Genomic DNA, 18,953 nt, shown 5'->3' with positions numbered 1-18,953 from the left:
TAGATCTCTTATTAGGATCGCCCCTGGCTGTTGATAACCCGGAAAAGCGTTGTGGCAACAGGGGATTAGCGAGGATCGTTTACTGTGAATGATCGGTGATCCTGATCCGTATAAGCTGAGATCAACTTTGCTACTTATACACAGCGTAAAAAAGAATCAGCGGTTGTTCTTTGGATAACTACTGGTTATACGCATGAAATAACGAATCTTATCCACAGAGCGACGCAGGTAAAAGGCGATAAAACAGCGGAATCAACTGGGGATCGACACAAATACCCGATCCCCGACCAGCAAAGATCGTCTTAAATCTGCGGGTGCCAGCTGGCGACCCACACTTCCGCCGGATCTTCCGGAATCTCATGTTCCAGCACGTCGATCTCCAGCCGATCACCAATACGTTTGGCGCCCAGCTGCGTTAACGTCGTCTCCAGCAGTTTGATCGCACCGCAGAACAGATCGTATTCATGATTACCGATACCCACTGCGCCAAAGCGTACGCCTGACAGATCCGGCTGGCTCTCCTGCAGCGCTTCATAAAACGGCAGCAGGTTGTCCGGCAGTTCGCCGGCACCGTGCGTTGAGCTGACAATCAGCCAGACGCCCTCCTGCGGCACCTCATCCAGCTCGGGTCCGTGCAGCAGTTCGGTTGAAAAGCCTGCTTCCTGCAGTTTCTCTTCCAGATGTTCAGCGACATATTCGGCGCTGCCAAGGGTACTGCCACTGATTAAGGTAATATCGGCCATGATGCTCTCCCGCACTAAAGGCGAGCATTGTACGCTGTGATCAAGCGGTGATCCACCTGTGGAAAACAGGGTTAATCACCGATAGCATCAGGCGACAAGGCGCATCACAAAAGCGATCCGCCCGGGATAAGGTTATGCACAGCGGGGAAGCCGATCACGGCTTGATGGTACGCATGATCGGATTTTGCAGGGAGATCAGTGTTTCGGTGGACTGGATTTCATCAATGGTCTGGATCTTGTTGATCAGCACCTGCTGCAGCGCGTCAATTGATCGGCACATCACTTTAATAAAGATGCTGTAGTGGCCGGTGGTGTACCAGGCTTCCACCACTTCGTCCAGCGCTTCCAGTTTGCTGAGCGCTGCCGGATAGTCGCGCGCGCTTTTCAAAATGATGCCGATAAAACAGCAGACATCAAATCCGAGCTGCCGTGGATCGATCTCCACGCGCGTACCCAGAATAATCCCCGCCTGACGCATCTTTTCGACGCGCACGTGAATCGTGCCGGGGCTGACGTTAAACTGCTTGGCGAGTTCGGCGTACGCGGTGCGCGCGTTTTGCAGCAGCGCATTTAAAATGCCGCGGTCGAGATTATCCAGTTGCAGGTGTTCCGCCATCATCCATCCTCATTAGGTTCTTCTTCTCTGAACAGGGAGAATGTGCAGCAAATTAGCGGGACAGGCAAGGCGCAGACAGCGGAGCTGCCGCTGTCTGCACGCTTTTTAGCGCTTACGCCACAGCGTCAGCTGGGCCTGTGTGTGCTGGAATTTACGCGCGGTTTCGCGAATCACAAACGGCACGTCCTGCGGCGGCGCAACTTCCTCAAAGGTATCACGCAGCAGCCGTTGCAGCGCCTGCCAGGTGGTGAGCGCTTCACCGTTTTCACGGAAACCGCCCAGCCAGTTCTCCTTCGGTGTGAACTCTTCCAGCCAGGTGTAAGGTGAGGAGATGGCCAGCAAACCGCCGGAGCGGATCATCGGCGTGATGTCCTGCAGGAAGCGCTTCGGCTGGCGCAGGCGATCGATCAGGTTAGAGGCCAGTACCAGATCGTAGCCATCGGGCTGCGGTTTCAGGTTACAGGCATCGCCCTGCACAAACTGAATGCACTGCGCCAGGGTCTCATCGAAACCAAACTCTTTCAGCCGCACCTGGCGATACTCCACCAGCTCTCCCTCTTCCGGCACCACGTAACGGAAATCCTCGCCCGAGGTCAGCTGCAGCGCCACGTCGATAAAGCGCGCCGAGTAATCCATGCCGGTGACCGCAGCAAAATGGCGCGCCAGTTCAAAGCTGGCACGACCGGTGGCGCAGCCGATATCCAGCGCGTGTCCGCGCTGCGCGCAGTGCGGCAGCACGATATCGACCAGCGCCGCCGCGTAGTTCGGCACACCGTAATAGCCGGGGCCGTACTGGAAGTCGAGGTACTGCGACACCATGCTGTCGGTTTCATACGGATTCAGCGCCATGCTCTCCTGATGCGAGGAAACCACGTAGCGGAAACCGGCATGCTGGAAGAAGTGACGACGGAAGGCGTAGCGTGAGGATTTCAGCGCTTCGTTGCCGGTGGAGATCCAGCTGCCGCCTTTGATCAGCGCATGTTTGCCGTCAAAGGTGGGCGTGGAGAAATCGTCATACAGCGGGTGTACCCTGAAGCCTTCAAAGCCGTTGGTCGGCGTGGTGGTCCACTGCCAGACGTTGCCGACGATGTCGAAGAAGTCACCCTGGGCAAAATGGTCTACCGGGCAGGAAGAGGCCCAGCGGGCAAGATTGATGTTGCCTGGCGCGTCGATCCAGTCCGGCTGATCGCCGGCAACCTGCTCGCGCAGCTGCATCCACTCGGCTTCACACGGCAGCTGGATCGCTTTGCCACTCTCTTCTGCCAGCCAGCGGCAGAACGCCGCCGCTTCCAGCTGATTCACTTCGGCGGGCCAGTCCCACGGCATCGCCACTTCTTCGGTCATCAGACGCAGCCGGAGATCGTCAGGTTGCGCGATGTCGCCGACCCAGAAAGTCGGCATCTGCGCCTGGGCAAACTCGCGCCAGCCCCAGCCTTCGTCATCCCACCAGCGGCGTTCGTTATAGCCGTTGGCGGCAATAAAATGAAAGAACTCGGCGTTGCTCACCAGCATTTTGCTGGCTTTGAACGGTTTCAGCTCCGTTGAAAGGCTGCCGTATTCGTTGTCCCAGCCGTAGGTATCATCGGTTTTACCCTGCGTGACGCGTCCGCCTGGCATCGCCACCAATGTATTGGCCGGTACCGAGGCACGATCGTGGCGCGCCAGCGGACACGCCGGCCAGTGCGGCTGCGGTTTTACCCACTCAAGCGGCAACTGGCGGATCAGCACGCTGGAGGTTTCGAGGTGAATACGCTCATGCTCAATACCCATCAGAATCACCCACGCCGGGCTGTCCCAGTCAATCGGCAGCTCCAGCGGCATGGTGCGGATAAATTCACTTACCACGGTTTTCACTTTGCCGCGGTAGTCGCGCACTTCGGCTACGTCCGGCCAGCTGTAATGGCTGTCGTCGAGATCGTCCCAGCTCATCTCATCCACGCCGATCGCCATCATCGCCTCGATGCGATCGTCAATGCGCTGCTGCAGATAACCGCCCGCCATCAGCTTATTAATGTAGAAAGTGGCGGTATGGCCAAAGTAGAAGATCAGCGGATGGCGCAGGGTGATGGCTTTATTAAAGTACGCGCGCTCATCGGCGAGGCAGTCGAACAGGCTTTCGTACAGCTCCCAGGTCTGGGTGAAATAGGCCAGCAGTTCGGCGCGTTTGGCGTCGCTGCTGCTGCCGGAAAGCCGGACGGTGCGGGTGGGCGCAGGCAATTGATCGTGAAGATGAGCGGTTGTCACAGTGAACTCCGTAAGCTGATTAAACACAGCGGGTAATTCACTATAGCAAATTAGCATTTCTGCCTGATGAATTAGCGTTTCCAGCGGCGCAGCAGGCGGCTTTTCAGGCCGGTATCGAAGCGCCAGATGTGATCGAAAATGCGCAGAATGCCGGGTTTGCCGTGCGCCGACATCGCCACGGCGTGGAAGCGTTGCTGGTGGTGACGCTGGCGCTGTTTAATAGTGCTGACGATGTCGTCCGGCAGACGCTGGGCGATAAAATCGGAAACGATCACCGCATCGGCTTCCTGCCACTGACTGCCCTCCATACGCGTGACCACCGCAGACAGGCAGGCGGCCAGATCGGTGCCGCCGCGAAAACGCTGGCTGAGAAAACGGATTGCCTGCTCGATGCCGTTATCCGCGGTCAGCTCGTAGCCAATCACTTCGTGAGCAAACAGCATGATGTAGCAGCGCCGCCTGTCGGCCAGCGCCACCTTCAGCAGCGCCAGACAAAACGCTTTGGCGCAGCGTTCATTGAAACCGCCCATCGAACCAGAGGTATCCACGCAGACGATGAACGGGCCGCGCGGCTGTGCTTCGTGCTGCTGATGGCTGGCCGGGCGCAGCGTCACTTTCTCGTGCCAGGCATCGCCCTGTAACCGGTAGGTCAGCAGGCGTTTCTCCACCAGCCGGCGATAAAACTCCAGCTCCAGTTCGCTGATGCTCAGCGCCGCCAGTTCCGGCGGCAACAGACGCAGCACATCGTCGCTCTGATGGATGCCGCTGACCTCTTCCGGCACGTTGTCCGGCTCGCGCACCAGCTGATGAAACGCTTCCAGCGGCGCATCCTGTGACGGTACCGATTTCGCTTCGCGGCTGCGTCCCAGCTGCTGCGCCAGTTTCATCAGTTCCGGCTGCTGGGCGAGGAAATCGCCGTACTGCACAATCAACTCATAGTCGCCATGCTGCAGCGGTGCCTTGCTCAGATCCCACAGGCGTCCGGCGGCGGCTTCGTCGTCATCGGTCAGAATCGGCGCCAGCTGGCCGCTGATGGCCATGCGCTGCTGCAGCTCAGCCATCAGGCGTTCCCGCTGCTCTTCCAGCAGGGTTTCGTTCAGCGTCAGGGTTTGCAGCGTCAGGCTCAGGCGCCAGCGCTGCAGGAACAGCGTGTGCTGCGCATTGCTCAGCTGGGGGCTGTCGGTATGCAGCAGCAGTTTGCTGGCCTCTTCGATAAACGGGGACGGCAGCGCTTTCAGCTGCGTCATGATGGCGGGCAGTTGCTCACTGAAGGCGTGGCTGCTGAGCAGCTGCATCTGCTGGAAGAGCTGAAATTCGCGCGCCAGCGCGTCCGGCACCGGCGTGGTTTTCATCTGGGCGGCAATCTCGGCGCGCCAGCGCGGCAGCTCGCCCATCATCGCCTGTTTCAGGCGCGGAAATTTTTCAAAGAACAGCGCCAGCTGTGGCGAGGCCAGCAGTGCCACAATCAGCTCTTCGATCAGCTCGGTTTCGCCAATCGACAGCAGCGTGCTGAGCGTCTCCAGCGAGATCATTTTCTCGCCTGTTTCAGCTGTTCCGCCACATCCTGCAGGCTGGTTTCGATGCGTGCCAGCCAGTCGTCGCTGATAAACAGGCAGCGCTGGTGCTGGCTAAACAGCGTGCGCTGCGCGCGCAGCTGGGCCTCCAGCGCGTCGTACTCTTCAATGATTTCCTGCGGCACGTCGCTGCTGCTGGCGGCACCCGGCAGCGTCAGGCGCGTGGACTGCAGGCTGACGTCGCGCAGCGTCAGACAGTGGTGCGCATCCACCAGCAGGTCGAGCGTCTGGCCAAAGCCGATGCCGTTGAGCTTGCCGCGGATCTCGCCCGCTTTCAGCAGCCACTGATTGAGCGCATCGCGTGCCACCACCACGTGCGTGACCTGCATGTCGTGCAGCGTCAGCGGCTGTTGCAGCATCAGGGTCAGCTGTTCGTCCGTGATCGAGGCCGGTAATTCATAGTGCGGTTTGCGGCTGAACATGCCGCTGTGCTTCTCCAGCGTCAGCGCCTGCGCCACGCTCTGCTGCTGTTGCAGCGCCAGCCGGCGCGCTTTGATCTGCTGCAGCGTGTGCAGCATCGCCTGCTGCTGCCACGCGTGCTGCGTCATCAGCGCATCAATTTCACGGTCCAGCAGCTGCATCGACGCCACGTCGTGCCACAGGCAATCTTTCAGCAGGATCAGATCAAGCGGGGCAATCGCCACACGGCCGCTGTAAAACGCGCTGGCCTGCAGCAGATGGATGGCTTTTTTCCAGCGGCGGTCGGAGATATACGGCGCCTCTGGCAGGTTCTCCAGCTGCTGGCGCAGCTGATAGATCAGTTCAAACACATGATCGGGCAGGCTGACCTGGCTGATGCCTTTCTGCCACTGCTGATACTCTTCATCGCTGATGCACAGCGATTCCGCCACCGGGTTGGCGTTTTCATCCTGCTGGTGGGTCAGCATGCTGCGGAAGTTCTGCTTTTCATGCACGTTGTCGAGCCACAGCCGGATCAGCATACGGTCGTACAGCGCTTCCAGACCGCTGTCGGCCTCCGGCAGTTCGTTGGAGGCGGTGACCAGCAGACGCATCGGGATCGGCTCTTCGCTGTCGCCGTTGCGGAAGCGACGTTCGTTAATGGCGGTGAGCAGCGTATTGAGAATCGCCGGACCGGCTTTCCAGATCTCATCCAGAAAGACAATTTCGGCATCCGGCAGATAGCCTTTGGTCAGACGCTGGTAGCGTCCTTCATCTTTCAGCGCCTGGATCGACAGCGGGCCAAACACCTCTTCAGGCGTGGAAAAACGGGTCATCAGGTATTCAAAGGCACGGGCGTGCTGGAAGGCGTATTTCAGGCGGCGGGCAATCAGGCTCTTGGCGATGCCCGGTGGCCCAAGCAGAAACACGCTTTCGCCGCTCAGCGCTGCCAGCAGGCAGAGACGAATGGCATGATGCCGTTCATACAGCCCTTTCTCCAGGGCATTGCTGAGGCGAGAAATTCTTTCTGCCAAAAGATGGGGTTGAGCCATAATCACATCATTGTCCTTCTGATCCTGGTGCCGTCATATTCTGGCGAGCGCAATACTCTACTGTTTATCATGCGTGAAAGCGTTGATAGCCGTCAGCTTTTTTGTTTCAGAAGGTTGAGGTGAGGCAAATCGCGGGTTTTCAGCGCATTTCGCGCCGATTTTCGGCGAAAAAACGCTGCACAGACGGCGTAATGCCAGACGGTAAAAGTAGGTTTTTTCGGGAATATGTGCATACTGTGCGCTTTTTGATGATCTGAGCGCCGGGCTGAGGCCTGCGCGGCTCCAACAAAAGACAACTTATGAGCTCGGATAAGAAACAGTCCCTTGGCGCAGTCACTCTGGCGGCGATCGGCGTGGTGTATGGCGATATCGGTACCAGCCCGCTCTATACCCTGCGCGAGTGTCTCTCTGGTCAGTTCGGCTTTGGCGTTGAACGCGAGGCGGTGTTTGGCTTTCTGTCGCTGATCTTCTGGCTGCTGATTCTGGTGGTTTCGCTTAAATACATCAGTTATGTGATGCGCGCCGACAACGCCGGTGAAGGCGGGATCCTGACGCTGATGTCACTGGCGGGCCGCAACACCGGCGCACGCGCCACGGCGATTCTGGTGATCATGGGGCTGATTGGCGGCAGCTTCTTCTACGGGGAAGTGGTGATCACGCCGGCGGTATCCGTGCTTTCGGCCATCGAAGGGCTGGAGATCGCCGCGCCGAGCCTTGATAGCTACATTGTGCCGCTGGCGATTGCGGTACTAACGCTGCTGTTTGTGATTCAGAAACACGGCACCGGCATTGTCGGTAAGCTGTTTGCGCCGGTGATGCTGCTGTGGTTCATCATTCTGGCGGTGCTGGGTGCGCGCAGTATCATCAATAATCCCGAGGTGCTGCACGCCATGAACCCATACTGGGCGCTGCACTTCTTTATTCAGTACAAAACGGTATCGTTCTTCGCGCTGGGCGCGGTGGTGCTGGCGATCACCGGCGTTGAAGCGCTGTATGCCGATATGGGCCACTTTGGTAAGTTTCCGATTCGCCTGGCATGGTTTGTGGTGGTGCTGCCGTCGCTGGTGCTCAACTATTTCGGCCAGGGCGCGCTGCTGCTGGAGCATCCGGAGGCCATCAAAAACCCGTTCTTCCTGCTGGCGCCGGACTGGGCGCTGATTCCGATGCTGATTCTCGCGACGCTGGCCACGGTGATCGCCTCGCAGGCGGTGATCTCCGGCGTATTTTCGCTGACGCGCCAGGCGGTGCGTCTTGGCTATCTGCCGCCGATGCGTATTGTGCACACGTCTGAAGAGGAATCCGGCCAGATTTATATTCCGGTGATCAACTGGCTGCTCTATTTCTCGGTGGTGATTGTGATCGTCGGCTTTGAGCACTCCAGCAATCTGGCGGCCGCCTACGGGATTGCGGTGACCGGTACCATGGTGCTGACCGCCATTCTGTGTTCAACGGTGGCGATTCAGAACTGGCACTGGAATCGCTACCTGGTGGTGCTGATTCTCATCGCGATGCTGTGCATCGACGTTTCGCTGTTCTCTGCCAACCTGGTCAAAGTGTTCTCCGGCGGCTGGCTGCCGCTGACGCTGGCGCTGATGATGTTTATCGTGATGACCACGTGGAAGAGCGAGCGCTTCCGCCTGCTGCGTCGTATGCATGAGCATGGCAATTCGCTGGAGGCGATGATCGCCTCGCTGGAGAAATCGCCGCCGGTGCGCGTGCCGGGCACGGCAGTCTACATGTCACGGGCGCTCAATGTCATCCCCTTTGCCATGCTGCATAACCTGAAGCACAACAAGGTGCTGCACGAGCGCGTGGTGCTGCTGACGCTGCGTACCGAAGATGCGCCTTATGTGCACAACGTGCGTCGCGTGACCATTGAGCAGCTGTCGCCCACCTTCTGGCGCGTGGTGGCAAGCTACGGCTGGCGCGAAACGCCGAATGTCGAGGAGATTTTCCACCGCTGCGGCCTCGAAGGGCTCAACTGCCGCATGATGGAAACCTCGTTCTTTATGTCACACGAGTCGCTGATCATCGGCAAACGCCCGTGGTATCTGCGTCTGCGCGGCAAGCTGTTCCTTGCGCTGCAGCGCAACGCCCTGCGCGCGCCGGATCAGTTTGAAATTCCGCCTAACCGGGTAATCGAGCTCGGTACTCAGGTCGAAATCTGACGCATCGCGCGTCACCAGCTGAGGGTGACGCGCAGCCCCTGCGGCTGCACCGCGCTGAAGGTCAGCCGGATGCCGTGCAGCTGAGCCACATTTTTCACAATCGACAAGCCAAGCCCGCTGCCGGTTTGCGCCTGCCCCGGCGGTCGCCAGAAGCGTTCGCCCAGCCGCGCCAGCTGCTCTGCGCTAACGCCCGGTCCGTTATCCACCACCTCCAGCCTGCGCGCGCTGAGCCGCAGCTGAATCTCACTGCCGGACGGTGTGTAGCGCAGCGCGTTATCCAGCAGATTGCGCAGCAGTAAACCCAGCAGCAGTGGATGACCGTTCATCACCGGTTCCGCGTCAGCCGTCAGCGTCAGCCTGGTGTGCTGCGTTGCCGCCTGTGCCTGGTGTTCGGTCACCAGCTGGTGCAGCAACGGTGCGAGGGGGACCGGCTGAAATTCGCTGCGCAGATCGTCCGCTTCGACGCGCGACAGCGTCAGTAGCTGATCGACCAGCCGCGTGGCGCGCAGGATGCCGCTGTCGAGCTGCTGCAGCGCATGGTTACGCATCGCCTCGTCATCGCCGGCCAGCTGGATCACCTCGCTCTGCACGCGCAGCGCTGCCAGCGGGCTGCGCAGCTCGTGCGCCGCATCGGAGGTAAACCGCCGCTCGCGCTGGACCAGCTGTGCCATACGGGCAAACAGGCCATTCAGCGCCGCCACCAGCGGCTTCACCTCCAGCGGCAGGCGTTGCGGCGTCAGCGGGGTGGCATCATCCGGCGCGCGCTGCTGCAGCGATGCAGTCAGGCGTTTCAGCGGACGCAGCTCAAACCACACCAGCGCCAGCAGCAACAGCAGCATCAGCGGCATGGCCACCAGCCACGGCAGCAGGCTGCTCAGTGCCAGATCGCGCGTCATGTCATCACGATATTCCCACTCCTGTCCAACCACCACGCGCCACTGCTTATCGGCTGACGTCAGCCACAGCAGCCGCCAGCGATCGTCATCGCCACGCAGGCGACCATCGTGGAAGCCGTCACGATCCGCTGTAAACTGCAAATCGCGGCCGTTTTCGCCGTCGTTCAGCAGCGGTTTGCCGTCGGCGCTGAACAGCGCAAAGGCCAGCGCGTCGTCATCCTGATCGCCGCGATGGTGGCGCAAAATCGCTTTGGTTTTTGGCAGCGAGGCGGCCTGCAGGCGACTGGCATCCAGCGCCAGCAGGCGTTTGGCGAACAGCATCTGCTGGGTATCAAACAGCTCATTAACGGTGTCGCGCGTCTGCTGCCATGCGCTAAAGGTGGCACTGGCACCACACAGAATAATTAACAGCAGAAAGCCGATGGCCAGCCGCAGGAACAGACTCATTCTGCCGCTCCCAGCGTGTATCCAATACCGTGCACGGTGCGGATGAACTGACTGCCGAGCTTTTTACGCAGATGGTGGATGTGCACTTCGACCGCGTTACTGGAGACGTCGTCGTCCCAGCTGTACAGTTTCTCCTCCAGCTGCGCGCGCGTCAGCACGCGACCGGGATTGCGCAGGAACAGCTCCAGCAGCGCCAGCTCACGGCTTTTCAGGCTGAGCGGTTCGCCATCCAACATCACGCTGTGGCTGCCGGGAGCCATCACCAGCCTGCCGTGACGCAGCTCCGGCTGCAGCTGACCGTGACGGCGACGAATCAGCGCCTGCAGACGCGCGGCCACCTCCGTCAGCGCAAAGGGCTTACACAGATAGTCATCGGCACCGAGCTGCAGGCCCTGCACGCGCTGGTCCAGCGCATCGCGTGCGGTGAGGATCAGCACCGGGACATCCGCGCCCTGCTCACGCCACTGGCGCAGGATGTCCAGCCCGTCACGTTGCGGCAGCGACAGATCCAGCACCACGGCATCCCATGGCGCCGCGTTGAGCGCCTGAAATCCGGCTTCGCCGCTGACAAACCAGTCGACGCTGAAACCCAGTTTGGTCAGGCCGACCTTCAGGCCATCGCCAATCAGCGTATCGTCTTCAATTAATAAAATGCGCATGCGTTTCTCCCGGTTACCTGGGGGTTTATACGAAGCAGATGCGTGCTTGTACAGCGTCATTCGCCCGTTTTAGCTTATTTTTTCCCTCTTTTTTTCCCTTAAGATCCTGTTAAGAACCCTGTGGTGAAATAGCTCCCGTAATCCGCACAGACATGGAAATGAGGTGAAAAATGAAAAAGAGTGCAGCGCTGTTCGCCATTATCGCCCTGGCGGCAACCCCGGTGTTAGCCGCCCAGCAGGGTGGCTTTGTCGACCCTAACGCGCCAGCCGCTCAGGCTAAAGCCGGCGGTTTTAAGGCCGATAACAGCAGTGTGGTGACGGTAAAACAGGCCGAAGAGATGAAGGATGACAGCTGGATCACCGTGCGCGGCCAGCTTGATAAGCAGATCGGCGATGAAGATTATCTGTTCCGCGACAGCAGCGGCAGCATGAAAGTGGAGATCGACCACAAACGCTGGAACGGCCAGACCATTACGCCGAAGGATCAGGTCGAGCTGACCGGCGAACTCGATAAGGATTTCAATTCGATTGAACTGGACGTTAAACAGGTGCGTAAACTGCCCTAACCTCCCCTGCGGAGCCACGTCCTGGGCTCCGCCATCCCGCCAAACTCAAATTTTCCCCGGCCCAGGCGAAACGTTTCGATGGCGATCACATTTCCGTGATGCCGTCATTGAGTTGCCATGTACATTTAATACACTGCCAGACAGCGAAACGTTTCGCTGTGGAGTGGAATAAATGAAAAAAGGTCGCCTGTTAAACGCTGAAGTCTCTCATGTGATTGCCCGCCTCGGGCATACCGATACGCTGACGATTGCCGATGCGGGCTTGCCGATCCCGGCCGGTCCACAGCGCATCGATCTGGCGCTTACGCCCGGTACGCCCGATTTTTTACAGGTGGTGGAGGTCATCACGCAGGAGATGCAGGTTGAGAGCGCCCTGATAGCGGAAGAGATCCAACAACACAATCCGCAACTCCACAGCCAGCTGATCGCCGTGCTCGAAGCCTTGCAACAGCACCAGGGGAATGTCATTAGCGTTCGTTACACCAGCCATGAACAGTTCAAACAACACACTCAGCGCAGTCAGGCGGTCATTCGCAGCGGAGAGTGCTCTCCGTATGCGAATGTCATCCTGAGCGCGGGCGTCACTTTCTGAGGCCGCTATGCAACCGTTATTGCAACTCAGGGGAATTGAAAAATCATTTCCCGGCGTGAAGGCGCTCAACGGCGCGTCGCTGGCGGTTTATCCCGGGCGCGTGATGGCGTTAGTGGGAGAGAACGGCGCGGGCAAATCCACCATGATGAAGGTGCTGACCGGCATCTACAGTATGGACGCCGGTTCGCTGCACTGGCTGGGCAAAGAAGTGACGTTCTCCGGGCCGAAAGCGTCTCAGGAAGCCGGCATCGGCATCATCCATCAGGAGCTGAACCTGATCCCGCAGCTGACCGTCGCGGAGAATATTTTCCTCGGCCGTGAATTCGTTAACCGCTTTGGCCGCATCGACTGGAAACAGATGTATGCCGCGGCGGATGCGCTGTTAAAGCGCCTCAATCTGCGCTTCAGCAGCCACAAGCTGGTGGGCGATCTGTCGATTGGCGACCAGCAAATGGTAGAGATTGCCAAAGTACTCAGCTTCGAGTCGCAGGTCATCATTATGGATGAACCGACCGATGCGCTGACCGATACCGAAACCCTGTCGCTGTTCCGCGTCATCAATGAGCTGAAAGCGCAGGGCTGCGGCATTGTTTATATCTCCCACCGCATGAAAGAGATCTTTGAGATTTGCGATGACGTCACCGTGTTCCGCGACGGCCAGTTTATTGCCGAGCGCGCGGTAAACGATCTGAGCGAAGAGGGCCTGATCGAAATGATGGTTGGCCGCAAGCTTGAGGATCAGTATCCGCATCTCGATCAGACACCGGGCGAGGTGCGGCTGCGGGTCGAGCACGTTAGCGGACCGGGCGTAGAAGATGTCAGCTTTACCCTGCGTAAGAGCGAGATTCTGGGCATTTCCGGTCTGATGGGCGCGGGCCGCACCGAATTAATGAAGGTGCTGTACGGCGCGCTGCCGCGTACGCACGGCAAAGTGACGCTTAACGGCCGCGAGATTGTCACCCGCTCGCCGCAGGACGGCCTGGCCAACGGCATCGTCTATATCTCGGAAGACCGTAAGCGTGACGGGCTGGTGCTCGGGATGTCGGTCAAAGAGAACATGTCGCTGACCGCGCTGCGCTACTTCAGCCGCGCCGATGGCGGCCTGAAGCACGCCGAAGAGCAGCTGGCGGTGGGCGATTTTATTCGCCTGTTCAATGTGAAAACGCCGTCAATGATGCAGCCGATCGGTCTGCTGTCCGGCGGTAATCAGCAAAAAGTGGCGATTGCGCGTGGCCTGATGACGCGCCCGGATGTGCTGATCCTCGACGAGCCGACGCGCGGCGTCGATGTCGGGGCGAAAAAAGAGATCTATCAGTTAATTAACCAGTTTAAAGCCGAAGGGCTGAGCATCATCCTGGTGTCGTCGGAAATGCCGGAAGTGCTGGGCATGAGCGACCGCATTCTGGTGATGCATGAAGGCCATCTGAGTGGCGAATTTTCCCGTGAGCAGGCTACCCAGGAATCCCTGATGGCAGCGGCGGTCGGTAAGCAACACAGCGAGGAGTTAGTTGTATGAGTACCCAAACCTTACCTGCCAGCCGTCGCTGGTTCAGCAAAGCCTGGCTGCTGGAGCAGAAATCGCTGATCGCGCTGATTGTGCTGATCGCGGTGGTTGCCAGCCAGAGCCCGAACTTCTTCACGCTGCCCAACATGTTCAACATCCTGCAGCAGACGTCGGTCAACGCCATCATGGCGGTGGGCATGACGCTGGTGATTCTGACCTCAGGTATCGACCTTTCGGTCGGCTCGCTGCTGGCGCTGACCGGCGCGGTAGCGGCATCGATTGTCGGGCTGGAAGTTAATGCGCTGGTGGCCGTGGCGGCATCGCTGGCGCTCGGTGCCTTTATTGGTGCCATTACCGGTGTGATTGTGGCGCGCGGCAAGGTGCAGGCGTTTATCGCTACGCTGGTGATGATGCTGCTGCTGCGCGGCGTCACCATGGTTTACACCAACGGCAGTCCGATCAACACCGGCTTCAGCGATAACGCCGATCTGTTTGGCTGGTTCGGCATTGGCCGTCCGCTGGGCATTCCGACGCCGGTATGGCTGATGGCGGTGGTGTTCGCGCTGGCGTGGTACATGCTGCATCACACCCGCCTCGGCCGCTATATCTATGCGCTGGGCGGTAACGAAGCGGCCACGCGCCTGTCCGGCATCAACGTTAACCGCGTTAAAGTCATCGTCTATTCGCTGTGCGGCCTGCTGGCGGCACTGGCGGGCACCATCGAAGTGGCGCGTCTCTCTTCCGCGCAGCCGACGGCGGGCACCGGTTATGAACTGGATGCGATTGCCGCAGTAGTGCTGGGCGGGACCAGCCTCGCGGGCGGTAAAGGGCGCATTATGGGCACGCTGATCGGTGCGCTAATTCTCGGCTTCCTCAATAACGGCCTCAACCTGATGGGCGTATCGTCTTACTACCAGATGATTGTCAAAGCCGTCGTCATTCTGCTGGCGGTGCTGGTGGATAACAAAAGCAGTAAGTAACTCTGACCTTCACACAGGATTAAAGAAATGAAAAAGTTAACTGCATTGGCCGTCATCCTTGGCGCCACCCTCAGTGCTGGCGCGATGGCTAAGGATACGATTGCGCTGGTGGTCTCAACCCTGAATAACCCGTTCTTTGTGTCGCTGAAAGATGGCGCACAGAAAGAAGCCGATAAGCTGGGCTATAACCTGGTGGTGCTCGACTCGCAGAACAACCCGGCAAAAGAGCTGGCAAACGTGCAGGATCTCACCGTGCGCGGCACCAAACTGCTGCTGATCAACCCAACGGATTCTGATGCGGTCGGTAACGCCGTGAAAATGGCTAACCAGGCGAACATCCCGGTGATTACGCTGGACCGTATGGCGGCGCAGGGTAAAGTTGTCAGCCACGTGGCGTCTGATAACCGCTTCGGCGGCAAAATGGCCGGCGATTTCATCGCGAAGAAACTGGGCGACGGTGCGAAAATCATCGAGCTGCAGGGCATTGCCGGCACCTCCGCTGCCCGCGAGCGTGGTGAAGGCTTTAAGCAGGCCGCTGATGCACACAAATTCAACGTGCTGGCCAGCCAGCCGGCCGACTTCGACCGTACTAAAGGTCTGAACGTGATGCAGAACCTGCTGCAGGCGCATCCGGACGTGCAGGCAGTTTTTGCCCAGAACGACGAAATGGCGCTGGGCGCGCTGCGTGCGCTGCAGACCGCAGGCAAAACCGACGTGCTGGTGGTGGGCTTTGACGGCACCGCGGACGGCGTGAAGGCGGTAGAATCCGGTAAACTCAGCGCGACCGTTGCACAGATGCCAGACAAGATTGGTATGATTGGCGTCGATACCGCAGATAAAGTTCTGAAGGGCGAAAAAGTGCAGGCGATCAACCCGGTTGACCTGAAACTGGTTACTAAATAAAACCCAAAGAAAAGCATGGCAACGCGCCACCCTCGCGGTGGCGCAACTTCCTGGATAACTCCCTATGAGCAAAAGCGCAAAACTGGCGGTACTCGGCAGCATCAACGCCGACCACATCCTCAACCTCGCCCATTTTCCCCGTCCGGGTGAAACGGTGATCGGGAAACAGTATCAGGTTGCCTTTGGCGGTAAAGGGGCCAACCAGGCCGTCGCGGCTGGCCGTGCCGGCGCTGACATTGCTTTTATTGCCTGCGTGGGTGCAGATGACATCGGCGAACGTATTCGCCAGCAGCTGCAGCAGGACCAGATTGATACCGCTCCGGTGGAAACCGTGGCGCAGGAAGCCACCGGCGTGGCGATGATCTTCGTGAATGGCGAAGGCGAAAATAACATTGGCATCTACTCAGGCGCGAACGCGGCGCTGACGCCAGCCTGTGTGGAGCGCCACCAGCAGGTAATTCGTTCGGCCGATGCGCTGCTGATGCAGCTGGAGTCGCCGCTGGACAGCGTGCTGGCCGCGGCCCGCATCGCGCGCGCCAGTCACACTCAGGTGATCCTCAATCCGGCGCCGGCGACCCAGCTCTCTGATGAGCTGCTGGCGCTGATCGACATTATTACGCCGAATGAAACCGAAGCGGAAATCCTCACCGGCATCGCCGTCAACGACGACGACGACGCGGCGCGGGCAGCCCAGGCGCTGCACGCCAAAGGCATCGATACCGTACTGATTACGCTGGGCCGGCGCGGCGTATGGCTCAGCGAGCAGGGCCAGGGACAGCGTATTCCCGGCTTCAGCGTGCAGGCGGTGGATACCATCGCTGCCGGTGATACCTTCAACGGGGCCTTCATTACCGCGCGGCTGGAAGGCGTGGCGATGCAGGATGCGGTTCGCTTTGCCCATGCGGCGGCAGCCATTGCCGTGACGCGCCCGGGCGCACAGCCCTCAGTGCCATGGCGCACTGAGATTGACGCATTCCTGCAGCAACAGGGTTAAGCGCTTGGCTACCATGAAAGATGTCGCCCGTCTGGCGGGCGTCTCCACCTCCACCGTTTCGCACGTTATCAACAACAACCGTTTTGTTAGCGAACAGGTGCGCGACAGAGTGGAACAGGCGATTCGCGAATTAAACTACGCGCCGTCGGCGCTGGCGCGCAGCCTGAAGATCAAGCAAACGCGCACCATTGGCATGTTACTGACCGCCAGCAGCAACCCGTTCTACTCGGAGGTGGTGCGCGGTGTAGAGAACAGCTGCTATGAACGCGGCTACAGCCTGATTCTGTGCAATACCGAAGGCGATGAAGAGCGCATGAATCGCAGCCTTGAAACGCTGATGCAGAAGCGCGTGGATGGCCTGCTGATGATGTGCACGGAAACCCATCTGCCCTCCGCCGACATCCTTAATCGCTATCCTTCGGTGCCGATGGTGATGATGGACTGGGCGCCGTTTGAAGGGCGCGGCGATATTATTCAGGATAACGCGCTGCTGGGCGGCGAACTGGCTACGCAGTATCTGATTGATCGCGGTTACACCCGCATCGCCTGTATTGCCGGGCCGCTGGATAAAACCCCGGCGCGCCTGCGTCTGGACGGTTTTCATCAGGCGATGGCTGCCAGTGGGCTGGCGGTGCCGCCGGGCTATGTGGTGGACGGCGATTTCGAGTTTCAGGGCGGTTTTAACGCCATGAATCAGCTGCTGGCGCTCGATCCGCCACCGCAGGCGGTGTTTACCAGCAACGATGCGATGGCGGTAGGCGTCTATCACGCCCTGTATCAGGCGGGACTGCGCGTGCCGCAGGATATGGCGGTGATGGGCTATGACAACATTGAGCTGGCGCGCTATCTGACGCCACCGCTTAGTACCATTCATCAGCCGAAAGATGAACTGGGCGAGCTGGCCATTGATACGCTGATTCATCGTATGAGCGATCCCGACGCCAGCCAGCAAACGCTGGTGCTGACGCCGGAGCTGGTGGAGCGCGGTTCGGTTTAACTGCTTTTACGCGTTTTCTCGCGGTTGGCGATCAGGTTACGGCCATCCCCCGGCCGTAACATCAGAAACGCCAGCGCCGACAGCACGGTAATCACGCCCATGGTAAAGAAGGTGGCGTGGAATTGCTGCACCGTGGTGCTCTCAAAATCCTGGTAAAAGCGCAGCACGGCGGCGCTGACCGCCACGCCAAAACTGATCGACACCTGCTGCGTTACCGCCAGCACGCTATTGCCGCCGCTGGCGTTCTCATCATTCAAATCCGCCAGCGTGATGGTATTCATGGCGGTAAACTGGGTGGACATCGCCATGCCCAGTACAAACAGCGCCACCAGCAGCATGATGATGCTTCCGTCCGGCGACTGCAGCGCGAAGCTGGCGACCAGCACGCCGATGATAACCGTAATGCCCACCAGCGTTTTACGATAGCCAAAGCGGCGCAGCACCTGGGTGACGGTGGATTTAGCCAGCAGCGAGCCAATCGCCGTGGGGCCCATCATGCAGCCGGCGATGATCGCCGGATAGCCAAATCCTACCTGTAACATCAGCGGCATCAGGAACGGAATACAGCCAGTACCGAGACGCGCGGCAATATTACCGATAATCCCGACGGAGAACGTGCGTGTCTTAAACATCGGCAGACTAATCAGCGGAGCCGGATGGCGGCGCGCATGCATAATATAGAGCAGCAGCAATACCACGCCGCTGACCAGCACCAGCACCGCCTGCCACGGCGATACGATACGCTCGCCAAACAGCTCGATGCCGATGGAGATCAGCACCAGACCAAAACCAAACAGCATAAAGCCGCCGAAATCGAAGCGGCGTTTTGGCGTGGTGAAGTCCGGCATATATTTGCGCGCATAGAAGATGCCGGCGATGCCGATAGGAATATTAATCAGGAAGATCCAGTGCCAGCTGGCGTAGGTGACCAGCAAACCACCGAGCATAGGGCCAAGAATCGGTCCGACCAGGCCGGGCATGGTGACGAAGTTGAGTACCGGCAGCAGTTCGCTGCGCGGATAGGCGCGCAGCAGCGCCAGACGCGCTACCGGCATCATCATTGCTCCGCCAACGCCTTGCACCACGCGCGAAACCACCAGCATGCTCAGCGATCCGGACAGCGCACAGGCCAGCGACCCAAGCGTGAACAGGGAAACCGCCACGATAAACACCTTACGCGTGCCAAAGCGATCGGCCAGCCAGCCGCTGACCGGAATCAACATCGCGACCGTGAGCGTATAACTGATGACGGCGGACTGCATGGCGAGTGGGGAACGTTCAAGGCTGGTGGCAATGGCGGGAAGCGCGGTATTCAGGATGGTGGCGTCGAGAGCCTGCATAAAAAACGCCATGGCGGCGATCCAGGGCAGGCCGGCCATACTGCGCGCGGAGCGAATCATTGAAAATCCTTCTTGAAGAAAATCGGTCAGCAAAGAGCGTAAGTTAAACAGGATAGCATCGGTCGCTGCGACGATGGCGCTGATTTGTGCCGCTGTGAGAGCTGATTTGCCTGATTATTAGTCGGGAAATGTCTGTTTTTACCGCGTTCGTATAAAAAAGTAGCTTTCAGTCAATTTTTTTCAGGAAATGCTTGTCACTTCAGATTAACTCCCTATAAT

Annotated in this window: 16 protein-coding genes; 8 read left to right on the top strand and 8 right to left on the bottom strand. The window is 59.0% G+C overall.

The features are described 5' to 3' along the window. Positions 1 to 302: 302 nt before the first annotated feature. The 5 genes from mioC to ravA all read right to left on the bottom strand — a co-directional run bounded on the left by mioC (position 303) and on the right by ravA (position 6,628). Entirely contained in the window at positions 303 to 743 is a 441-nt protein-coding gene (gene mioC / locus E7738_RS14000; protein WP_021508182.1) for an FMN-binding protein MioC, read from the bottom strand. Between the two features lie 154 nt (positions 744 to 897). Next, a complete protein-coding gene (gene asnC / locus E7738_RS13995; RefSeq protein ID WP_007893613.1) occupies positions 898 to 1,359 on the bottom strand; it encodes a transcriptional regulator AsnC in 462 nt (153 codons plus the stop codon). A gap of 105 nt (positions 1,360 to 1,464) precedes the next feature. Then, positions 1,465 to 3,603 carry a 5-histidylcysteine sulfoxide synthase gene (ovoA, locus tag E7738_RS13990; protein ID WP_394515724.1) on the bottom strand — a complete coding sequence of 713 codons (2,139 nt, stop codon included), beginning with the start codon at positions 3,601 to 3,603 and terminating at the stop codon, positions 1,465 to 1,467. A gap of 71 nt (positions 3,604 to 3,674) precedes the next feature. Then, the gene (viaA, locus tag E7738_RS13985; protein ID WP_394515723.1) at positions 3,675 to 5,135 is read right to left on the bottom strand and encodes an ATPase RavA stimulator ViaA; all 1,461 of its coding nucleotides are present in this window, start codon (positions 5,133 to 5,135) and stop codon (positions 3,675 to 3,677) included. After that, entirely contained in the window at positions 5,132 to 6,628 is a 1,497-nt protein-coding gene (ravA, locus tag E7738_RS13980; protein ID WP_104189839.1) for an ATPase RavA, read from the bottom strand. The genes viaA and ravA overlap by 4 nt, the downstream gene beginning before the upstream one ends. 299 nt (positions 6,629 to 6,927) lie before the next feature. Between ravA and kup the strand changes: the two genes are divergently transcribed. Then, a complete protein-coding gene (gene kup, locus E7738_RS13975) occupies positions 6,928 to 8,796 on the top strand; it encodes a low affinity potassium transporter Kup (RefSeq protein ID WP_021508177.1) in 1,869 nt (622 codons plus the stop codon). An 11-nt stretch (positions 8,797 to 8,807) separates the two neighbouring features. Here the strand turns inward: kup and qseC are convergent, their stop codons facing one another. Continuing rightward, on the bottom strand, positions 8,808 to 10,139 hold the full coding sequence (gene qseC / locus E7738_RS13970) for a quorum sensing histidine kinase QseC (protein WP_159377275.1): 1,332 nt from the start codon (positions 10,137 to 10,139) through the stop codon (positions 8,808 to 8,810). Beyond that, on the bottom strand, positions 10,136 to 10,798 hold the full coding sequence (gene qseB, locus E7738_RS13965) for a quorum sensing response regulator transcription factor QseB (protein ID WP_058775628.1): 663 nt from the start codon (positions 10,796 to 10,798) through the stop codon (positions 10,136 to 10,138). The genes qseC and qseB overlap by 4 nt, the downstream gene beginning before the upstream one ends. 170 nt (positions 10,799 to 10,968) lie before the next feature. On the opposite strand from qseB, the gene E7738_RS13960 reads away from it, so the two are divergent. The 7 genes from E7738_RS13960 to rbsR all read left to right on the top strand — a co-directional run bounded on the left by E7738_RS13960 (position 10,969) and on the right by rbsR (position 17,334). Beyond that, positions 10,969 to 11,364 (top strand): YgiW/YdeI family stress tolerance OB fold protein, encoded by a 396-nt coding sequence (locus tag E7738_RS13960; protein ID WP_058758226.1) that lies wholly within the window; start codon positions 10,969 to 10,971, stop codon positions 11,362 to 11,364. Between the two features lie 172 nt (positions 11,365 to 11,536). Next, the gene (gene rbsD / locus E7738_RS13955; protein ID WP_021313542.1) at positions 11,537 to 11,956 is read left to right on the top strand and encodes a D-ribose pyranase; all 420 of its coding nucleotides are present in this window, start codon (positions 11,537 to 11,539) and stop codon (positions 11,954 to 11,956) included. Positions 11,957 to 11,963: 7 nt separating this feature from the next. Beyond that, positions 11,964 to 13,472 (top strand): ribose ABC transporter ATP-binding protein RbsA, encoded by a 1,509-nt coding sequence (gene rbsA, locus E7738_RS13950; protein ID WP_132466901.1) that lies wholly within the window; start codon positions 11,964 to 11,966, stop codon positions 13,470 to 13,472. Next, on the top strand, positions 13,469 to 14,440 hold the full coding sequence (gene rbsC / locus E7738_RS13945; protein ID WP_021508172.1) for a ribose ABC transporter permease: 972 nt from the start codon (positions 13,469 to 13,471) through the stop codon (positions 14,438 to 14,440). The genes rbsA and rbsC overlap by 4 nt, the downstream gene beginning before the upstream one ends. Before the next feature lie 27 nt (positions 14,441 to 14,467). Then, positions 14,468 to 15,343, top strand: coding sequence for a ribose ABC transporter substrate-binding protein RbsB (gene rbsB / locus E7738_RS13940; protein WP_021508171.1), 876 nt, complete (start codon positions 14,468 to 14,470; stop codon positions 15,341 to 15,343). Positions 15,344 to 15,407: 64 nt separating this feature from the next. Continuing rightward, positions 15,408 to 16,337 carry a ribokinase gene (gene rbsK, locus E7738_RS13935; RefSeq protein ID WP_058770712.1) on the top strand — a complete coding sequence of 310 codons (930 nt, stop codon included), beginning with the start codon at positions 15,408 to 15,410 and terminating at the stop codon, positions 16,335 to 16,337. A 4-nt stretch (positions 16,338 to 16,341) separates the two neighbouring features. Beyond that, complete coding sequence (gene rbsR / locus E7738_RS13930; RefSeq protein WP_369597187.1) at positions 16,342 to 17,334, top strand: ribose operon transcriptional repressor RbsR; 993 nt, start codon at positions 16,342 to 16,344, stop codon at positions 17,332 to 17,334. Here the strand turns inward: rbsR and mdtD are convergent. After that, entirely contained in the window at positions 17,331 to 18,734 is a 1,404-nt protein-coding gene (mdtD, locus tag E7738_RS13925; protein ID WP_021508168.1) for a multidrug transporter subunit MdtD, read from the bottom strand. The genes rbsR and mdtD overlap by 4 nt on opposite strands. Positions 18,735 to 18,953: the final 219 nt, after the last annotated feature.

It is taken from the genome of Pantoea sp. SGAir0430, from assembly GCF_043549295.1.
Note: the sequence above shows the minus strand (reverse complement) of the source record. Positions and strands in the feature narration are given on the sequence as shown.